Origin of the sequence: Shimia gijangensis (assembly GCF_900142085.1) — a bacterium.
In the GTDB taxonomy this organism is placed as follows: domain Bacteria; phylum Pseudomonadota; class Alphaproteobacteria; order Rhodobacterales; family Rhodobacteraceae; genus Shimia; species Shimia gijangensis.
Window position 1 is genome coordinate 26,516 of sequence record NZ_FQZQ01000002.1, and the last position, 17,649, is coordinate 44,164.

The 17,649-nt window shown below is 53.3% G+C and carries 15 protein-coding genes; 9 read left to right on the forward strand and 6 right to left on the reverse strand.

What is annotated here, in order from left to right:
* Positions 1 to 3: 3 nt before the first annotated feature.
* The 6 genes from hpaD (at position 4) to BUC32_RS01665 (ending at position 5,345) form a co-directional block, all read left to right on the forward strand.
* A complete protein-coding gene (gene hpaD, locus BUC32_RS01640) occupies positions 4 to 858 on the forward strand; it encodes a 3,4-dihydroxyphenylacetate 2,3-dioxygenase (RefSeq protein WP_073248776.1) in 855 nt (284 codons plus the stop codon).
* Between the two features lie 152 nt (positions 859 to 1,010).
* Positions 1,011 to 1,865, forward strand: a complete 855-nt coding sequence (locus BUC32_RS01645; RefSeq protein ID WP_073248778.1) for a fumarylacetoacetate hydrolase family protein — start codon at positions 1,011 to 1,013, stop codon at positions 1,863 to 1,865.
* Positions 1,862 to 2,662, forward strand: a complete 801-nt coding sequence (gene hpaH / locus BUC32_RS01650; RefSeq protein ID WP_073248780.1) for a 2-oxo-hept-4-ene-1,7-dioate hydratase — start codon at positions 1,862 to 1,864, stop codon at positions 2,660 to 2,662. Before BUC32_RS01645 ends, hpaH begins: the two co-directional genes overlap by 4 nt.
* Before the next feature lie 160 nt (positions 2,663 to 2,822).
* On the forward strand, positions 2,823 to 3,656 hold the full coding sequence (locus BUC32_RS01655) for a hypothetical protein (protein WP_073248782.1): 834 nt from the start codon (positions 2,823 to 2,825) through the stop codon (positions 3,654 to 3,656).
* A gap of 15 nt (positions 3,657 to 3,671) precedes the next feature.
* The gene (locus BUC32_RS01660; RefSeq protein WP_073248784.1) at positions 3,672 to 4,505 is read left to right on the forward strand and encodes a glycosyltransferase family protein; all 834 of its coding nucleotides are present in this window, start codon (positions 3,672 to 3,674) and stop codon (positions 4,503 to 4,505) included.
* Positions 4,506 to 4,508: 3 nt separating this feature from the next.
* Positions 4,509 to 5,345 (forward strand): hypothetical protein, encoded by an 837-nt coding sequence (locus BUC32_RS01665; RefSeq protein WP_073248786.1) that lies wholly within the window; start codon positions 4,509 to 4,511, stop codon positions 5,343 to 5,345.
* Positions 5,346 to 5,382: 37 nt separating this feature from the next.
* On the opposite strand, the gene BUC32_RS01670 is transcribed toward BUC32_RS01665, so the two are convergent.
* The 3 genes from BUC32_RS01670 to BUC32_RS01680 all read right to left on the reverse strand — a co-directional run bounded on the left by BUC32_RS01670 (position 5,383) and on the right by BUC32_RS01680 (position 8,925).
* On the reverse strand, positions 5,383 to 6,339 hold the full coding sequence (locus BUC32_RS01670; RefSeq protein WP_083599199.1) for a GlxA family transcriptional regulator: 957 nt from the start codon (positions 6,337 to 6,339) through the stop codon (positions 5,383 to 5,385).
* A gap of 243 nt (positions 6,340 to 6,582) precedes the next feature.
* A complete protein-coding gene (gene argE / locus BUC32_RS01675; RefSeq protein WP_073248790.1) occupies positions 6,583 to 7,737 on the reverse strand; it encodes an acetylornithine deacetylase in 1,155 nt (384 codons plus the stop codon).
* 3 nt (positions 7,738 to 7,740) lie between these two features.
* The gene (locus BUC32_RS01680; RefSeq protein ID WP_175556871.1) at positions 7,741 to 8,925 is read right to left on the reverse strand and encodes a M24 family metallopeptidase; all 1,185 of its coding nucleotides are present in this window, start codon (positions 8,923 to 8,925) and stop codon (positions 7,741 to 7,743) included.
* A 162-nt stretch (positions 8,926 to 9,087) separates the two neighbouring features.
* Between BUC32_RS01680 and BUC32_RS01685 the strand changes: the two genes are divergently transcribed.
* The 3 genes from BUC32_RS01685 (at position 9,088) to BUC32_RS01695 (ending at position 13,206) form a co-directional block, all read left to right on the forward strand.
* On the forward strand, positions 9,088 to 10,461 hold the full coding sequence (locus BUC32_RS01685) for an aspartate aminotransferase family protein (protein ID WP_073249202.1): 1,374 nt from the start codon (positions 9,088 to 9,090) through the stop codon (positions 10,459 to 10,461).
* A gap of 136 nt (positions 10,462 to 10,597) precedes the next feature.
* On the forward strand, positions 10,598 to 12,124 hold the full coding sequence (locus BUC32_RS01690; protein WP_073248794.1) for a trimethylamine methyltransferase family protein: 1,527 nt from the start codon (positions 10,598 to 10,600) through the stop codon (positions 12,122 to 12,124).
* Between the two features lie 137 nt (positions 12,125 to 12,261).
* Positions 12,262 to 13,206: a LysR substrate-binding domain-containing protein gene (locus BUC32_RS01695; RefSeq protein WP_073248796.1), complete on the forward strand. Its 945-nt coding sequence runs from the start codon at positions 12,262 to 12,264 to the stop codon at positions 13,204 to 13,206.
* Here the strand turns inward: BUC32_RS01695 and BUC32_RS20865 are convergent.
* The 3 genes from BUC32_RS20865 to BUC32_RS20875 form a co-directional block, all read right to left on the reverse strand.
* Complete coding sequence (locus BUC32_RS20865; protein ID WP_245815115.1) at positions 13,203 to 13,877, reverse strand: hypothetical protein; 675 nt, start codon at positions 13,875 to 13,877, stop codon at positions 13,203 to 13,205. The genes BUC32_RS01695 and BUC32_RS20865 overlap by 4 nt on opposite strands.
* 86 nt (positions 13,878 to 13,963) lie before the next feature.
* Positions 13,964 to 15,166 carry an oxidoreductase gene (locus tag BUC32_RS20870; RefSeq protein WP_245815116.1) on the reverse strand — a complete coding sequence of 401 codons (1,203 nt, stop codon included), beginning with the start codon at positions 15,164 to 15,166 and terminating at the stop codon, positions 13,964 to 13,966.
* A gap of 625 nt (positions 15,167 to 15,791) precedes the next feature.
* The gene (locus tag BUC32_RS20875; protein ID WP_245815117.1) at positions 15,792 to 17,396 is read right to left on the reverse strand and encodes a hypothetical protein; all 1,605 of its coding nucleotides are present in this window, start codon (positions 17,394 to 17,396) and stop codon (positions 15,792 to 15,794) included.
* Positions 17,397 to 17,649 lie beyond the last annotated feature (253 nt).

Consider the following 17,649-nt stretch of genomic DNA (forward strand, 5'->3'; position numbering starts at 1 on the left):
ACCATGGGAGAACTCGTACTTGCGGCCAAGATGACCCACGTGCCGACATTGCTGATGTCTGAACAAGAAGGTCGGGTCAAAGGCAAGCGCCAGCCAGCCATCGACGGTCACGCTGAAATTGCCCGTCGTGCCAAAGAGCTAGGCGCAACCACGGTTGTCATCTGCGACACCCATTGGGTGATCAACGCAGGCTTTCACATCAATGCAAATGACCGTTTCAAAGGGTTGTTTACGTCCAATGAATTTCCGCAATTCATTCAGGATATGCCCTATGAATACGATGGCAATCCCGGTTTGGGTGATGATATTGCACGGATCGCCTCGGACAAGGGAGCCTATACGCTGTGCCACCATCTCGACAGTCTTGAACTGGAATATGGCACCCTGGTGCCGATGCGGTTCATGAGCCGTGAACACGACATGAAGGTCGTGTCGATCGCGGCCTGGGCCACGGTGCATGAACATGATGAAAGCCGTCTTGTAGGCGAAGCTATCCGCGAAGCGATTGAAGCCAGCGATGAAAAAGTTCTCTTGGTCGCGTCAGGCTCTCTCAGCCACAAGATCTGGGCCAACAAAGATTACGCCGCCAACAATGGCACTTTCACCATCAGCTCAGAATTCAATCGCCAGATGGACTTGCGTGTGCTTGAATTGTGGGAAAACGGCGACCATGCTACTTTTCTCAAGATGCTGGGCGACTATGCGGAACTGTGCTGTGGAGAAGGGTCCATGCATGACACGGCAATGCTATATGGCGCGTTGGGCTGGGATAAATATGACGCCAAATGCGAAGTGGTGACACCATACTTTCCATCCTCTGGAACCGGCCAGACAAATGTCATTTTCCCGGTTTTATAATTCCAGGGCCACTGCGGGGATTTTGGTCTTTGCGGTGGCAAAATAGCCTTCTGTTTTACGTCGGTAAAACGTCGGTGTCTGATGGCCAAGGCGTCATGGCCCCGAAATATCTGTGCAGGGGTGGCATTGGGCCCACCGACGAGGAGTAAGCAATGCGTTTTGCAACCTACACCGCTAATGAACAGACCTTTTATGGTGCGGTCACTGACGAGGGCATGATTGCCCTGAATGACGCCTTTCCACAGTGGACCACGCTGTATGATGCCGTGGCTGCAAATGGTCTGGTGCAATTGACCGAAGCCGCTGAAGGGCAGGCGGTCACACATGTCGATTTTGTCTATGAGATGGTGATGCCGAACGCGCCACGCATCCTTTGCGTGGGTGTGAATTTCCCGGATCGTAATGCCGAGTACAAAGATGGGAGTGCTCAGCCGAAATATATGTCGCTGTTCCCTCGTTTTGCCAGCGGGTTCACTGGGCATGGTCGCAATCTGGTACGTCCTCCGGAAAACCATACATTAGACTATGAGGGCGAAGTGGCCATCGTCATTGGCAAGCAAGGCCGTCGGATCAGTCAGGAAGACGCCTATGATCATATCGCTGCGTTAACACTGTGTAACGAAGGGACCATTCGCGATTGGGTGCGCCATGCCAAATTCAACGTCACCCAAGGCAAGAACTGGGATCACTCGGGCGCGATTGGCCCTTGGTTGGTACCTTTCACTGAAGCCAAACAGCTGGATGACGCGCGCATTGTGACCCGTGTGAATGGCGAAGTACGCCAGGACGATACGCTGAACCGGATGATGTTCCCGATCCGCCGCGAGATTGAATACATCTCGACTTTCATGACGCTGGAACCCGGCGACATCATTGTCACCGGCACGCCAACCGGCGCAGGCGCGCGTTTTGATCCACCCAAGTATCTGAAACCCGGCGATGTGGTCGAGATCGAGGTCGAAGGCATCGGCACGCTGCGCAATGGTATCGAGGACGAAGTGGTATGACGCCGGAAGATCACGCCCAAGCTGCCGTTGATCTTTTGGCGGCAGAGCAATCTGGCGAGCAGATTGGCCTGTTGACATTGCGCCATCCGGACATGAGCATGGACGATGCCTATGAGGTGCAAAACGCGATCTATCGCGCCAAGCTTGCCGCGGGGCAAAAGGTGATTGGCTGGAAAATCGGGCTGACCTCAAAGGCGATGCAATACGCGCTGAACATCGATATTCCTGACAGCGGTATCCTGTTTGATGACATGCTGTTTGAGCATGGTGCGATCGTGCACGCTGGGCGCTTTGTCCAACCCCGGATCGAAGCTGAGATTGCCTTTGTGATGAAAGCACCCTTGGGTGGCGAAAACATCACCAGAGCGGATGTGATCGCTGCGACAGACTATGTGGCGCCGTCGATTGAAATTCTCGACACACGTATTCAACGGCAAGACCCCAAGACAGGCAAGGTGCGCACCGTCTATGACACAATCAGCGATAATGCCGCCAATGCGGGTATCGTTCTAGGGCGTGAAAAACACGGTGTTGAAGATCATGATCTGCGCTGGGTCGGTGCGCTGACCTTCCGCAATGGAGAGATCGAGGAAACCGGGCTGGGTGCAGGGGTGCTGAACGATCCGGTGGAAAGTGTGGTCTGGCTGGCGCGGCGCATGGCGCAGTATGGCCAAAGCATTGAACCCGGTCAGGTGATCCTGTCAGGCAGCTTTATCCGCCCGGTCGAATGCCCGTCCGGGACAGACATCCACGCGGATTTTGGAGCTTTTGGGTCCGTTGACATACGGTTTGCATAAATCGGAAATCTGACTGTCAGGGGGCCAAAAACGTTCTCGGCCTTCGCCGTCGCCCATGCGTAAGCGAAGCTTGCGGTGCAGGGTGCCTTCTGCTTAATAGAGGTCACCATTTTCCGGTTGTACTTTTGCTTTGCAACCCCCTCAAGAGGCCCATGCACTCATGCTGATCGTGTCACTTTCTTCCATCCCTACACGGTTCGACAAACTGGGTCCGACTTTGGAATGTTTGCTAAGTCAAACGGCCAAGATTGACCGAATTATTCTATATATTCCAGAGAATTACAGGCGGTTTCCAGATTGGGATGGAACCTTGCCAGAAGTGCCGGAAGGCGTTGAAATTCGGCGGGTTTCGCAGGATCTGGGCCCTGCGACCAAGGTGCTTTATGCCACCAAGGAATTTCGGGGCGTGGATTGCGATATTCTGCTGTGTGATGATGATCGGCGTTACAAGTCTCATTGGGCGCAGGCCTTTTTGGATGCGCGGGCTGAACACCCCGACACCTGTATTGCCATTGCCGGTTTCGAGGCCGATCGGTACGGCCAAAGCCAGATGCTGAATCGTCCCCAACCTCGCGCAAGGCGCAAACCGCGGGCATTAGATTTCAAGTTTAAGGCCAAGATGATTTGGGAGTTTCTGTTCCCGCCTGTTGAACGCAAATATTTGCGTGAGCCCACGCGGGTGACCTTTAGCCAGTCTGGCTATGTGGATTGTTTTGAAGGGTTTGGCGGCGCATTGATGCGGCCAGAGTTCTTTGATGATGCGGCCTTTGATATTCCCGAAGTGATCTGGGCCGTGGACGATGTATGGCTTTCCGGTAATTTGGCCCGGATGGGCGTGCCAATTTGGGCCTTGGCGGATCAGCATGACACTCAACACACGCCTGCAGGCATTTCTGATGCTTTGCACAAGGCCGAAATTGAGGGGGCTGATCGCGACATTGCCAACAAGACCTGCATTGCCCATTTTCGAGACACCTATGAGCTTTGGCCATAAAGCAGGACACTGTTGATGCTGATTATTTCTCTTACTGCTATTCCGCCGCGCTTCGAAAAAATGCGCGCCACGCTGGACAGTCTGATGACGCAATCGGCCAACGTGGACAAAATTCTTCTTTATATTCCGAATGCATACCGTCGGTTTCCCGACTGGGACGGGACGTTGCCGGAGGTGCCGGACGGTGTCGAAATCCGCCGGACGGAAGATGACTTTGGCCCCGGGACAAAGGTGCTTTGCGCAGCTAAGGAATTTAAGGGTGTCGATTGTGACATCCTGTTTTGTGATGACGACCACATCTATGCGCCGCATTGGGCACAAAGCTATGTCGATCTTAAAGCCCGCCATCCCGGATGTATCATTGCCCAAGGTGGGATTCAGGCGCATGTCGTGGCCGGAGGAACCGGAAAACGTGAACTACAGCCCCGTGCTGTGAGACGTTGGCGCATCACGGATATCGGCTTTCAACTGCGGTATCTGTGGCAGGATATACGTGCTGGAAAGCGGCGGCACGAACTGACGGCGCCGCCGCGCTGTGTGTTCAAAAAATCCGGCTATGTGGATGTTTTCGAAGGCTACGCTGGAGTGTTGGTGCGCCCTGAAATGTTTGACGATGAATTCTACGACATCCCGCCTGTGCTTTGGGGGGTAGACGATGTGTGGCTGTCAGGCATGATGACCCGGCGCGGCATACCTATCTGGCTTGAGGGGCGCCTTTTAGATCCGCGCGATAGCGAGGCAGAACGCCATTCGCCATTGGCGCTCTCGGTGATTGATGGAGCGGACCGTCAAACCGCCAATCGCGAAGGCATGCTGTATTTCCGTAAACACTTTGGTTTGTGGCCCTAGGCTATGCTGATTGCGACGCTTTCTTCGATCCCGCCAAGGTTCGCCAAAATTGGTGCAACTTTGGAGTGTTTGAAGCGCCAGAGCGTCCCTTTTGATCGAATTATCCTTTATATTCCAAAAAACTATGCACGCTTTCCAAATTGGGATGGGCGTTTGCCGGATGTGCCAAATGGCGTGCAAATTAGACGCTGTGAAACGGATCTGGGTCCGGCCACCAAGGTTTTGCCCGCGGTTCGTGACTTTGCCGGTCAGAACGTACAATTGCTGCTGTGCGACGATGACCGGGCCTATACGCCGGAGTGGTCCACGCGGTTGTTGCGCGCCAGCCAGACCAAACCAAAAGCTGCAGTTGCCGCCCTTGGATTGCATAGTGAATGGGTAGATGGAGCCTCAACTCAACGGTCTCTAAAGCCCCGTGCGATCCGGCGTTGGCGGATCACAGACGTTGAGTTTCAGCTGCGATTTTTTGCCAAACAAATAGCCGCGGGGCGCAGTTGGCGCGATGTTCAGGCCCCGCATCGCCGTGTGTTTTGTCGCTCGGGTTATGTGGATATTTTCGAAGGCTGTGGCGGTGTTTTGCTGCGCCCTGAAATGTTTGACGATTTGGCGTTTGATATCCCGGATTTGGCCTGGAGCGTGGATGACGTGTGGTTGTCAGGCATGTTAGCGCGGCAGGGTGTGCCGATCTGGGTGCCCGCCAATATGTATGAACCGGATCACACCGAAGCCGAAGTGTTTGACCCATTGGTCACGTCATCGGTAGGTGGGAATGATCGCAATAGTGCGAATAGAGCGGCGGTTGCCTACTTGCGAAAAACTTACGGAATTTGGTCTTCCTGAAATACACTGCGAGCGTGTCGTGGAGTCAATTTTTTGGTTATGAAGACCGAGAGCCTTTGGGCAGGGAACGGCGACGCGCACGTGCCGCACTTGGGGACATTCCAAACTCGGACCGATATGCATTTGAAAGCGTGGCCGCAGATCCAAACCCGTTTGCCAATGCAATTTCGACAAGGCTCAATTTGGTTCCGGTGACCAGAATATGGGCACGCTTTACGCGCAAATGTTTATAATATTTGCCGGGTGAGGTGTCTAACTTGGTTTTAAATAGTCGCTCAAGCTGACGGACTGAAATGCCAACACGGTCCGAGATGTCAGGTATAGGCAGCGGATCGGCGAGGTTTTCTTCCATAATCCGGATGGATTGTTCAATTGAAGGCTCAAATAGATTGCCGAGAAAGCCAACACCTTTTGGTTGCTCGGCAGCACCATCGCGCAGGGTCTCGAACAAAAGATGGCTGCCCAATTCCGTCAACTGACCGGGATCGAGCAGGTCTGATATCAAATCCAACACCAATTCCATTGTGAAACTGAACCCAGCAGAAGTGGTGACGCCATTTGCCGGCATTGAGTAGCTTGTGGTGAGATGCGGGAAATAGCCTTCTTCTTTGAGAATGCACACATCGCTCCAATGAGTTGCGGTCGGCCCTTGCGAGCCGCCCAATGATCGGACATAGGCGGTGGCTGCGTCGGAAAAGATGACAACAGGCCGTTTGAGCCGCTGCATCGCCCGAACCCGTGCCAGCCAGCCTTGTGAATTGCATTTTTCGCCGCCGGTGATCACCAGAAAATCGGCCAGCTCATGGTCAAACACGGCAGGCGCAGCCCGCGCGATTGTCCCGCAGGCTCCGTTCACCAAGCCCGGCGTATCAGACACAATCCGCCAGCTGAATGCCGGTGCCGCGCAAACTTTGTTAGCAAATTTCAACGTTGTCAGAACCGAGGACAGCTCAAATTCAGAAAATCCGGCCTGCACGAAAACTTCAAAGACCACTGGCGTGGTCTCCTTTGGCTTTCGGGGGGCAGGTTTTGGCAAGACAGTTCTCCATTGCAGAGACGATACAGGAGTCAGTGTTGGCCGTGCCTGACAAGGATGTCTCTAGGGCGGGCCTTTTACTGCAAATATCAGTTGCGGCGGCCCGGCCACAACCGGAAATCTCTAATAAACCCTCTGCGCGATGTTTGTCGCGGCATCAATTCCGGTCGTGCCAAACATGTTGCACCAAAAATATTGGCGTCACAGCCTGTCGCCAAGCCGGCTCAGCATCGTCAAACATTGAGATAGCTGATCTAGTGAAAGAAATTCGTCGGCTTTATGGGCCTGCTCGATCGATCCCGGCCCACAGACAACGACGTCTGTGCCAAGCGCCTGAAAAATTCCCGCTTCGGTGCCAAAGGCCACAAGGTCTGCTCCATTGGCCCCTGTCAACTCGCTGACAATCTGGCGGGCTTCGTTCTTGTCTGTCGGGATAAGACCCGCAACTTCGCCAATCGTCTCCAATTCTATTGTGGCCTCTGGGTGAACGGTCCGCATTTTTGGCAAGAAGTCAGTTTCGCAAGTCTGGCGCAGCGCTGATTTCACAAACTCAGCATCTGACGCCTGTACAGGGCGCATCTCCCAGTCTACCTGCGCTTTGGAGGCGATGACATTATGAGCGACGCCGCCATTCATGGCTCCGACGTTGACGGTGGTCCAGGGCGGATCAAAGGGGCTGTCGGAAGGGGCCATACCCTGCAACGCCTGTTTGAGTTCCAAAAGCCGAGCCACATATTTCACGGCAAATTCGACCGCGTTCACGCCAAGATCCGGTGCCGATCCATGACCTTCGAGACCTCGAAAATGGGTGGAGTATTCGTAACATCCTTTGTGACCTTCGATGATTCGCATCTGTGTAGGCTCACCAATGATCGCGACACCGGGCGTCAAGCCGCGATCCTGCAGCTTCTGGGCCAGATGCTGGGCCCCGAAACAGCCAACCTCTTCGTCATATGTAAAGGCAAAATGCAGCGGGCGAGCTTTGATTTGCGCCGCAAAATACGGTGCCATGGCAAGGGTCGCGGCAATAAAACCCTTCATGTCGCACGTGCCACGCCCGAAAAGGTGCGTGTCGCGTTCCGTCAAAGCGAAGGGATCGGAACTCCAGTTTTGATCAGTGACAGGCACCACGTCACTGTGGCCGGACAGCAATATGCCACCATCCACTTCGGGGCCCAAAGTGGCGAACAGGTTGGCTTTGTTCCCACACGGGGCGGTGATCACATCCACTGTGGCACCGCAGTCTTGCAATAGGTTAGCGATATAAGCGATCAGGTCCTGATTGCTGTCGCTGGACACGGTGGGAAAAGCGACCAGGTCGCGCAGGATTTCGATGGTGCGGGCAAGTGTGTCCATGGTCTAACTCTTGACGAAAAGCTTGCGTTCAACATCGCAGAGCGCCTCGGCAGACCCATTTTCCGTGATCAGAATGGTTTCCGTGGTCTCAAGCCCCCAGGTGTCCATCCACAAAGCAGGCATAAAATGAAATACCATACCCGGTTGCAATACGGTCTGGTCTTCGCTGCGGATTGACGCACTACGTTCGCCCCAATCGGGCGGGTAACTGAGCCCGATGGGATAGCCACAACGCCCTTCGCGGTGGATGCCGTGTTTCTGCAAAACACCGATAAAGGCATTGGCAATGTCACAGGTGCGGTTTCCGGCGCGTGCGGCCTCCAGTCCGGCAGAGATGCCTTCAAGCTGGGCTTGTTCAGCGTCCAACATTTCCTGGGGTGGGGTGCCAAGAAATATGGTCCGGCATAGGGGGGCATGGTAGCGGCGGTAGCAGCCGGACAGCTCAAAGAACGTCGCCTCTCCCTCGCGCATCGGAGTGCCGTCCCATGTCAGGTGTGCTGCTGTGGCGTCCAATCCGGACGGGGTGAGTGGTACAATCGCGGGGTAATCTCCCCAAATCTCGCCCACGCCGGTGATTCCAGCGTGGAAAATTTCGGCGACCAAATCGTTCTTGCGCACCCCGGGCGCTGCCTTATCCAACGCGGTAGCCATGATTTTCTCAGAAATTCGGGCGGCCTTGCGGATAAAGCCAATTTCGTCTTCTGACTTCACCAATCGCTGCCAGTTGACCAACGCCGTGGCATCCTTGATTTGTACTTGTGGCAGTTCCTGAACCAAGACCAAATGGGCCTTGGCAGAGTAATAGTAGTTGTCCATTTCAACACCGATCCGGACGCCTTCAAAGCCAAGCGTACGAATGTGTTTGGCCAAATCCTGCATCGGGTGGCGTTCGGTTGATTGCACATAGTTGTCGGCGTAACCGTGGATGCTCTCAGCCTCCATCCAGCAGGTCCGATTGGCCCCGACGCTGTCCATATAACGCCCCCACCAGATCGGATCGCCCTCGAGCCCCAGAAGAACGCCTTGATGTACATAAAACGACCAGCCGTCATATCCGGTGAGCCATGCTTGATTGGATGGGTCGGTGACAAACAGCAGATCCAGCCCAGCGTCCTGCATGGCTGCGCGGGTCATAGCGATGCGGCGGTCATATTCGTGGCGGCTAAAGGGGGCGTTTTTTGCGGGCAACGGGCCATCCTTTCACAGGTATGAGGGTTTGTGATGTGAGAAACATCAAAAATACATTGGAGTCTTTTGAGAAATTGCGCCAGCCTTTCGTCTCAGGCGAAGCGATTCAAATTGTGCCGCGACGAAACAAACAAAACAGACAATGCAAAACGGGATGGTAAGATGCTGAAGAATGATCAACTGGACAGCTGGGACCGCGAAAACTTCTTTCATCCCTCGACCCATCTTGCGCAGCACGCTAGAGGTGAAAGCCCTAGCCGGGTGATTAAAACCGCAAGCGGCGTGCATATTGAAGATCGCGATGGCAACAAACTACTGGATGCGTTTGCCGGCCTTTACTGTGTCAACGTGGGCTACGGCCGCCCAGAGATTGCTGAGGCGATTGCCGATCAGGCCAAAGAACTAGCTTACTATCACTCTTATGTCGGGCACGGGACAGAGGCATCGATCACTCTGTCCAAGATGATCTTGGATCGCGCGCCTAGCAATATGTCCAAGGTCTATTTTGGTCTTGGTGGATCGGACGCCAATGAAACCAACGTCAAATTGATCTGGTATTTCAACAACATCCTCGGCCGGCCGGAGAAAAAGAAGATCATTTCGCGCTGGCGTGGCTATCACGGCTCGGGCTTGGTGACAGGATCGCTGACCGGGCTTGAACTTTTTCACAACAAATTTGACCTGCCGGTTGAGCAGGTGATCCACACGGAGGCGCCCTATTATTATCGCCGCGACGATCTGGACCAAAGCGAAGAACAGTTTGTGGCTCATTGTGTGGCTGAACTGGAAGCGCAAATTGCCCGTGAAGGGGCGGACACGATTGCGGCCTTTATCGGCGAACCGGTGTTGGGAACAGGGGGTATCGTGCCGCCTCCTGCAGGGTATTGGGCGGCTATTCAAACGGTGCTCATGAAACACGACATCCTTTTGATTGCCGATGAGGTGGTGACTGGCTTTGGCCGGTTGGGAACGATGTTTGGCTCAGATCATTATGGGATTGAGGCCGACATTATTACCATCGCTAAGGGGCTGACGTCGGCCTACGCGCCCTTGTCCGGCTCCATTGTGTCCAGCAAAGTTTGGAAAGTGTTAGAGCAGGGGACAGATGAAAGTGGCCCGATTGGCCACGGATGGACCTATTCGGCGCACCCCATTGGGGCCGCAGCGGGTGTGGCCAATCTCAAGCTGATTGATGAACTTAATCTGGTGGAAAATGCGGGCACAGTTGGAGCGTATCTTAAGAAGACGATGCAGGACGGGTTGTCAGATCATGCAAACGTTGGAGACATCCGCGGCGAAGGTATGTTGTGCGCAGTTGAGTTTGTGAAGGACAAGGACAACCGAATTTTCTTTGATGCTCAGGATAAGGTCGGGCCGCAAGTTTCTGCCAAACTGTTGGAGCAAAGCAATGTTATTGCTCGCGCCATGCCGCAGGGCGACATACTAGGTTTTGCACCACCATTTTGCCTGACGCGTGCCGAGGCAGACACGGTGGTTTCCGCAACGCTTGGGGCTGTGAAGGCTGTCTTGGGGTAAAACAAACACGCCGGTCAAAAACGCAGATCTACATAAGAATTCGTTTACGCAAAGGGTCACTACTTAGCGGATGTCGCTGTTTTCGAGGCTCCCCTACACTCTGAAATGTTCAGGGACGCAAAAATAGGAACGAAAAATGGCAAGACGCTCGAAAAGAGCACGTTCGAGGCGTGGCACGGAACGGCTGTCAGCACCCGCGATAATGATGCCGGGTCCGATTATCCGCGATATCCCAACATATGAGTTGGTTAGCGAACACCAGTTGGATGCCGTCCACGCCGCCTCAATGCGCATATTGGAAGACATCGGAATCGAGTTTCGCGACGCTATGGCTTTAGCGACCTGGCGCGAGGCTGGTGCCGACGTTATCGGATCACGGGTTCGCATTCCGCGCGAGCTATTAATGAATAAAGTCGCCCTGGCCCCTTCGTCTTACCGGTACCACGGGCGAAATCCCCACCGCTCGGTTGATATTGGTGGACGTTCCATGGGGTTCGCACCGGTATACGGCTCTCCATATGTGCGCACGCTGGACGGTGAGAGGCGATACGCAACGCTGGCTGATTTTGAGGCGTTCGTTAAGCTGACCTATCTGTCACCGGCCCTGAACATGTCAGGTGGAACCTTATGCGAGCCCGTCGACGTGCCGGTCGCGCATCGACATATGGACATGATCTACAGCCACATTCGGTATTCCGATAAACCGTTCATGGGCGGAGTGACGTCGCCCGAGCGTGCCGAAGACTGTTTGGCGATGTGTCGAATTCTTTTTGGCGGGGCCTTTCTTGCAAAAAACACAGTGATGACCTCTCTGGTAAATTGCAATTCGCCGCTGGTTTGGGACGAAACCATGTTGTCGGTGATACGTGTGTATGCCGAGGCCAATCAGGCCTGCATCATTTCACCTTTTATCATGCAAGGTGCTAACACACCCATCACCACCGCCGGGGCCTATGCTCAGTTGAATGCCGAAGCGCTTGCCGGGATCGCCTATGCCCAGCTGGTTCGTCCAGGCGCACCGGTCGTCTACGGAGCCACGCTGTCGACGGTTTCGATGAAAACCGGAGCACCAATGTATGGCACGTCAGAAACGCAACAGTTGATGTTCTTGACTGGTCAAATGGCCAGGAGATACAAACTTCCGATGCGGACTGGCGGCATGCGCACCGGGTCAAAATCGACGGATTCTCTGGCGGCCTCAGAATCCTTGCAAACTATGTTGCCGGCCATTCTTGCTGGTGGGAATTTTTTTCTCCACTCCGCCGGGTGGCTGGAAAGCGGCCTGTCAGCTTGCTTTGCCAAATTCATGCTGGACACTGATCAGCTGACTGTGCTCCAGCGTTTGGCGCGAGGGATGCAGTTTGAAGCGGAAGATCTTGCGTTTGAAGCCGCGAACGAAGTTGGTCCGGCGGGTCATTTCCTAGGCTGTGAACATACGCTGCGACATTATTCCACTGCGTTTTTTACCCCCGAAACCGCTGATCTTGGAACGTATGAACAGTGGTCGGAGGAAGGCAGCCAGGACGCCTTGGCACGTGCATCCACGCTCGTGACTCAAAGGCTGGCCGATTACGAAGCGCCACCTTTGAATGAGGCTATCGACGAGGGACTTCGTGACTTTGTTACCCGTCGAAAACGCGAGCTGCCAATGGATAGCCTGTAAAGGCGTTGCGCTGAGAACGATGTGGTGCCTCGTTTCCCTGAGAGGCCGCATACGACGGGAAGCTGCCTGCCGCGGCAACCGACAAAAGGTGGAAACTTTGCATTTACCTGCAGACAGCGAGGTGTAAAAAATACTTTATGGCCAGATTGCGCTTTAAACTCCCGTCACCGAACCACCTTGTAACTTTTGAGGCCGCTGGTCGTTGCTTAAATTTCACCAAGGCGGGGAAAGAGCTCAATGTAAGTCGGGTATCGGTTAGCCAGCAGATTAAGGCGCTCGAGGAGCGCCTGGGTGTGAAACTCTTTCTGAGAACCCACAAAACGCTCAAGCTGACCATCGCTGGAGAACGGTACTATCATGTTGTTTCAAGCGCTCTGAATGACATTCTTGAAGGCACCAGTGAGATTCAAAAGGGGCGCTCATTAAATCGGTTGACTGTCACGACAACCACAGGGTTTTCGGCGCATTGGCTTTTGCCCAGAATTGGGCTGTTTCGAACGCTGCATCCGGATATCGAAATTCGGCTTCTGGTATCGGATCAAAATATCGATTTCAGCAGCGAAGAGGCAGATTTGGGGGTGCGCTATGGCAATGGTGAGTGGCCAGATCTTTACTGCGAGCCATTGTTTTACGAAAAGATTTCCCCGGTATGCAGCCCGTCGTATGTGCAAGACCACCGCATGCCGTTGGGCCCCCACGACATCCTTAAAGAAACCTTGATTGGCCTAGAAGGGGCGTATGATTTGCAAACGGGATGGTCGTATTGGTTCGAAGCGAACGGAATTGCGCCAGAAAGCCTTACTTATGCATTGTCCGTCAATACTTACACAAATCTGGTTCAGGCAGCGTTGGACGGGCAGGGGATCGCCTTGCTTGGTCCGCCGCTGATTGAGCAGTATCTTGCAGATGGGTCTTTGATAAAAATCATTGAGTCACAACCGGTTGAAAGGCGTGCGTTCTACGTTGTCACGCCTAAGCACAACCAGAAACCTCCGGCGCTTGAGCTGTTTATCGATTGGTTGCGCAGTGAGGCGTCGCAATCGGAGGTTTTTGCCGATCAGGCTGCATTGCTACAGGGCTAAATCGAATTGCTTAACCGCGCCGCATCCAGAATGGCGGAATAGATATTCCGGCTCGATACAGCATCGCCAATTCGGTGCAGTTGAAACGCAGCATTGGAGGTTTCACTACCAGGCTGTGCTTTTCCGGCAAGCAGGCATTCGATGTCCGTAACGCCATCATTCGCAGAAGCCGCGCGAAGTTCTTGGTATAGGTCGTCTGCTGGCAGTGTGCCGCGCTCAATCACCACCTGATCTACGGTTTTGGTGACTTGCTTACCTGTTACTTCGTTTGCAAAAGTCACCTGCAATTTGTCTCCTGATTCCTGCACCGATTTCAGGAGAAGATCAAAGCTGGCCGGGATGTCCAAATCATACAATCTCTGCTTCCAGGTGACCTGCTCTGAATAAGTCATTTCCGGACCAAAAGACCCATCCAGCGCGACCAGAGACACTTGCGCACCAGCCACAGCTGCGCGTTCTGCACAGGACATTGCTGGATTACGCCCGGTACCATCGTATACAAGAATGCTTTCTTTGGTGGGTGCCGCACCTGTCAGAAAATCCCAGGATGTAGTGCAATGCTCTGCGCCGCTAATCCAGTCAATATCCGGCAAACCACCCGTTGCAATAATCACCACGTCAGGGTTTTCAGCCTGCACCTCTTGGGCCTCGGCAAAAGTATTCAATCGCACTGTGACCCCAAGTTGCTCCAACTCTTCTGCACGCCAGTCGACAATGCCTATCAGGTCCTTGCGCCAGGTTGAGCCGCTGGTTGCGATTAGAATTTGTCCCCCAAGGCTGTCCCCGCTTCCAGCAATACCACGTCGTGGCCGCGTTCCGCACAGATGCGCGCCGCCTCAAGACCGGCCGGGCCGCCACCGACAACGACAACTTTTTTGCCGGGGCTGGTCGCCTGACCCGCCACATGCGGCAGCTTATTTTCCTGCCCGCTCGCGGCATTATGCAAACAGCGTGGTCGAAACCCGGTCATACAATGCGTGGCACCAACACAGGGACGAATTCGGTCCTCTTCACCACGCATCAGTTTGGCGACAATATGAGGATCAGCGATATGCGCGCGCGTCATGGCGACGAGGTCAAGCAACCCTTCTTTGATCGCGTAGCGCGCGGTCGCAATATCTGCAATCTTGGCGGCATGGAAAACTGGCAGGCTGACTTCTTTCTTGAATGCGCCAACAGCCTGTAACCACGGCGCAATAGGCGAGGCCATGCCCGGCATATTGTCCATCGCTAGCCCACGATATGTGTCCATTTTTCCATAGATTGCGTTGAAAAAATCGATCTGCCCTTCGCGCTCTAAGATATGGGCGATCTTCACGGCGTCTTCGAACGCCAAGCCTTCGAATTCCTCATCCACGACATAGCGTATTCCGACAATGAAATCGTCACCAACTTGACGTCGAATTTCTTCGTGTACCATCAGCCCAAACCGGCAGCGGTTTTCCAGAGATCCACCGAATTCATCGGTGCGTGTGTTGGTAAATGGCGAAAGAAACTGGCCGATCAGATGTGAGCTGGCCAGAGTTTCAATACCATCAAGACCACCGTCTTTACACCGCCGTGCGGCAGCACCATAGGCCTTCACTACGCGCTGGATATCGTGCTTGTCCATTTCTTTTGGAAAACTACGATGCAGTGTTTTCCGAATTGGCGATGGCGCGATGGATGGCAACCAATTGTCCGCATGTGGATCCCCTCTACGTCCCAGATGGGTGATCTGACACATCAGCGCCGAGCCGTATTTGTGAACCCGTTCAGACAGTTGCTGCAAATGCGGAATTATTTCGTCGGTACCGACATCTAATTGTTGAAAAACCGAAGGTGAATCCGGGGCCACGTTGGACGACCCACCGAACATTGTAAGCCCAATGCCGCCCTTGGCTTTTTCTTCGTGATATCGTTGATACGCATTTTGGGGAAACCCGTTAACTTCAAGTCCGCAGGCATGGCTGGTGCTCATTACCCGGTTTCTGAGTTGCAAATGCTTCAACTTGAACGGTCTCAGAAGGGGGTCACCCTGAGCTTTGTTCTGGCGCGTGTCGGGGGAGGCGGATTTAGGCATATGGGTTTTTCCGTCAAGCTATGTCGATTGGCGCAGTGACCGCCTGATTTTTCGGCGACTGATGAAAATGCTAAGTCGACGATTTAGATGTCTCAATAGTGAAAATTCTGACGGGGGGCGAAAGGCTGCGTTTACAACAGAAAGGAACACGGGTGCGCTGGCGTTGTTTGAGGTGCAATATGCTCTCTTTCTTGACCGACCGGGGTGTGAGGTGACAATTGATTGTTCAAGGGCCCTGGCGACCTTCAAAATACGAATGCACCTTTTAGTATGCCTTTGAAGGAAGCCCCAAATCGAAAGTAGAAATGTAAACGTTGATGGTAAATTCAACTCCGAACGCCCGCATTCGACGTCCGGAGCCTTGTTTCCGGTTAAGGGACATGCCAGCAAAACAAATCCAACGAGACTAGCAGCCTAAATGAAACCATGATCCATCTTAACAAGGCTGCAAACTGGTCGAAAATCTAGGACCACCTCTCAAGACCCATATTGCGGGTATAAAGGTCTTGGTAATCGAGAAAGATCAGCGCTTGTGAATTACCGCAACCTGATCGCGTCGCCGCTTTTGAAAGCGGGCCGGCTCTACAATACAACCCGAGATGTCTGGTACCAATGCGTTGAATTCCGCTTCAATCGCCGGATCAGAATGGCTGAATCTGCGATCATTTTGAAAACTGCGGAACAGAGCCGCGGTTTTAGTTATTCCCGGCTGCTCATACGAAGCCGGCTGCCATCGCAAATCTTCAATCACATAAAGCCCACCAGATTCCAGGCGCGGGAAAATCTCAAGGAATGCATTCTGCTGATGATGCGACGCATGACTGGCGTCGTCTATAACAATGGTAGGTGCCGGGGTGATTTTCTCTGCCGCCCTTGCGATTTCAAGGCGGTCATCCATATCACAACGATGGAAGGTAAAGCGTGGGTCCTTGAACCACGAAAAGTCCGAGATATCTATGCCATGGATGTTGGCTTTAGGAAAATACTCCAACCACATCCGGATTGACGGCGCATCGTCCGTCTTGCGGTCGGCATCAATGTTATGCTCCGGTCCGCCAATCAACAGTCCCATTTCAAGGAAGGTAATCTTACGCTGACGGTAGGGGTGAAAAAGCATGTGATAAAGCTCAGTATATCGGTGCTTGGCTGATCCCTTGTCTGACCCGACCCGATCGGCCAGATCGGTCATGTTAACACCTCCCTTACCCGCGCCCAAGCTCGGAGCTGCGGGTAATGCCGCCGCTGGTTTAACATCTGCCTTCACGATAGACTTTGCCTTCGCAATTCCTGCTTTCATCTCGCGCGACAAAACAGGCGCGGCCGCCGTATTTATTTTGTGTTTTTCTAGCAGCATTTCCAAGTAGCTGTCGGGCTCTGGCAATCCGCCGATATCAGCCAGGATTTCACGCACCCTCCGCCCATAGAAATGAATAGAATACGTATCTGGCGTCAGAGCCTCTTCAATCTTGTGTTGCAAACCACTGCGCATTAACTGCTGGCGATTTCGAAAACTCATCGGATAGAGACCCTCAACCGGAAAAGCGTACTTGGCCTCGCCGGTTTTTTGAAGGTAGTGCGTCACCGCATGAGGTCCCCACACGCCCCAAACCATATCACCCACATGCACCGGGTTCCCCTGATCCTTCAGTATTTTTAGCCGGTCGCGTTCCTGTTCTGTAAACCATTCAGGAATTCCATACTCGTCCTCGGTCATTTCCAGCAATTGGCCCAGTGCTTCGCTGTCAGATGGCAGGCCTAGCACACCGCCATTAATATGCTTGGAGGATTCCCAGCCAAAGAAGTGACCAGTTTTGGATTGAAAGGTCTTCACACAATAGGCATCCAGATCAGCCCAGATCATCCGATCCCGCTGTTTCAGCAGATGATATCTAAAGACATCTGAGAAAAGTGCAAAACTGCCAGTGCGCCTGTGTTGAATAAACTTGTCGATTTTCAGGATGGTGTCACCATGGATCAACTCCACACCCTCGGGTACGTTCTGTACGTCTTTATAGTGATACAGCTTCACATGATGGCCAGCATCCATAAACGATTGAGCACATAGCGTTTCAACATAACTCAGGGGGCCTTCGATCCACAGCATCCCAATCTCATATTCGCCACTCATCGTATTTCCTTTTTTGTACCTACTAATTCATTCACTTTTAGGCGCACATCCGATTAAAGCCTGTCAATACAAAGTAATTACAAAGCCTAATTTCGAAACGCGCTAATATCCAGATTAACCTTTTCACTTTTATGCGGCTCTTGGAAATGGGGCTGAACAGACTCCCAACGGCGGATACTGTTCAGGCTCGTTACCACGAACCGCAGCATGAAAACCATGGTCGTTACGCCTAGGAAACGTTGCAAATCTATCT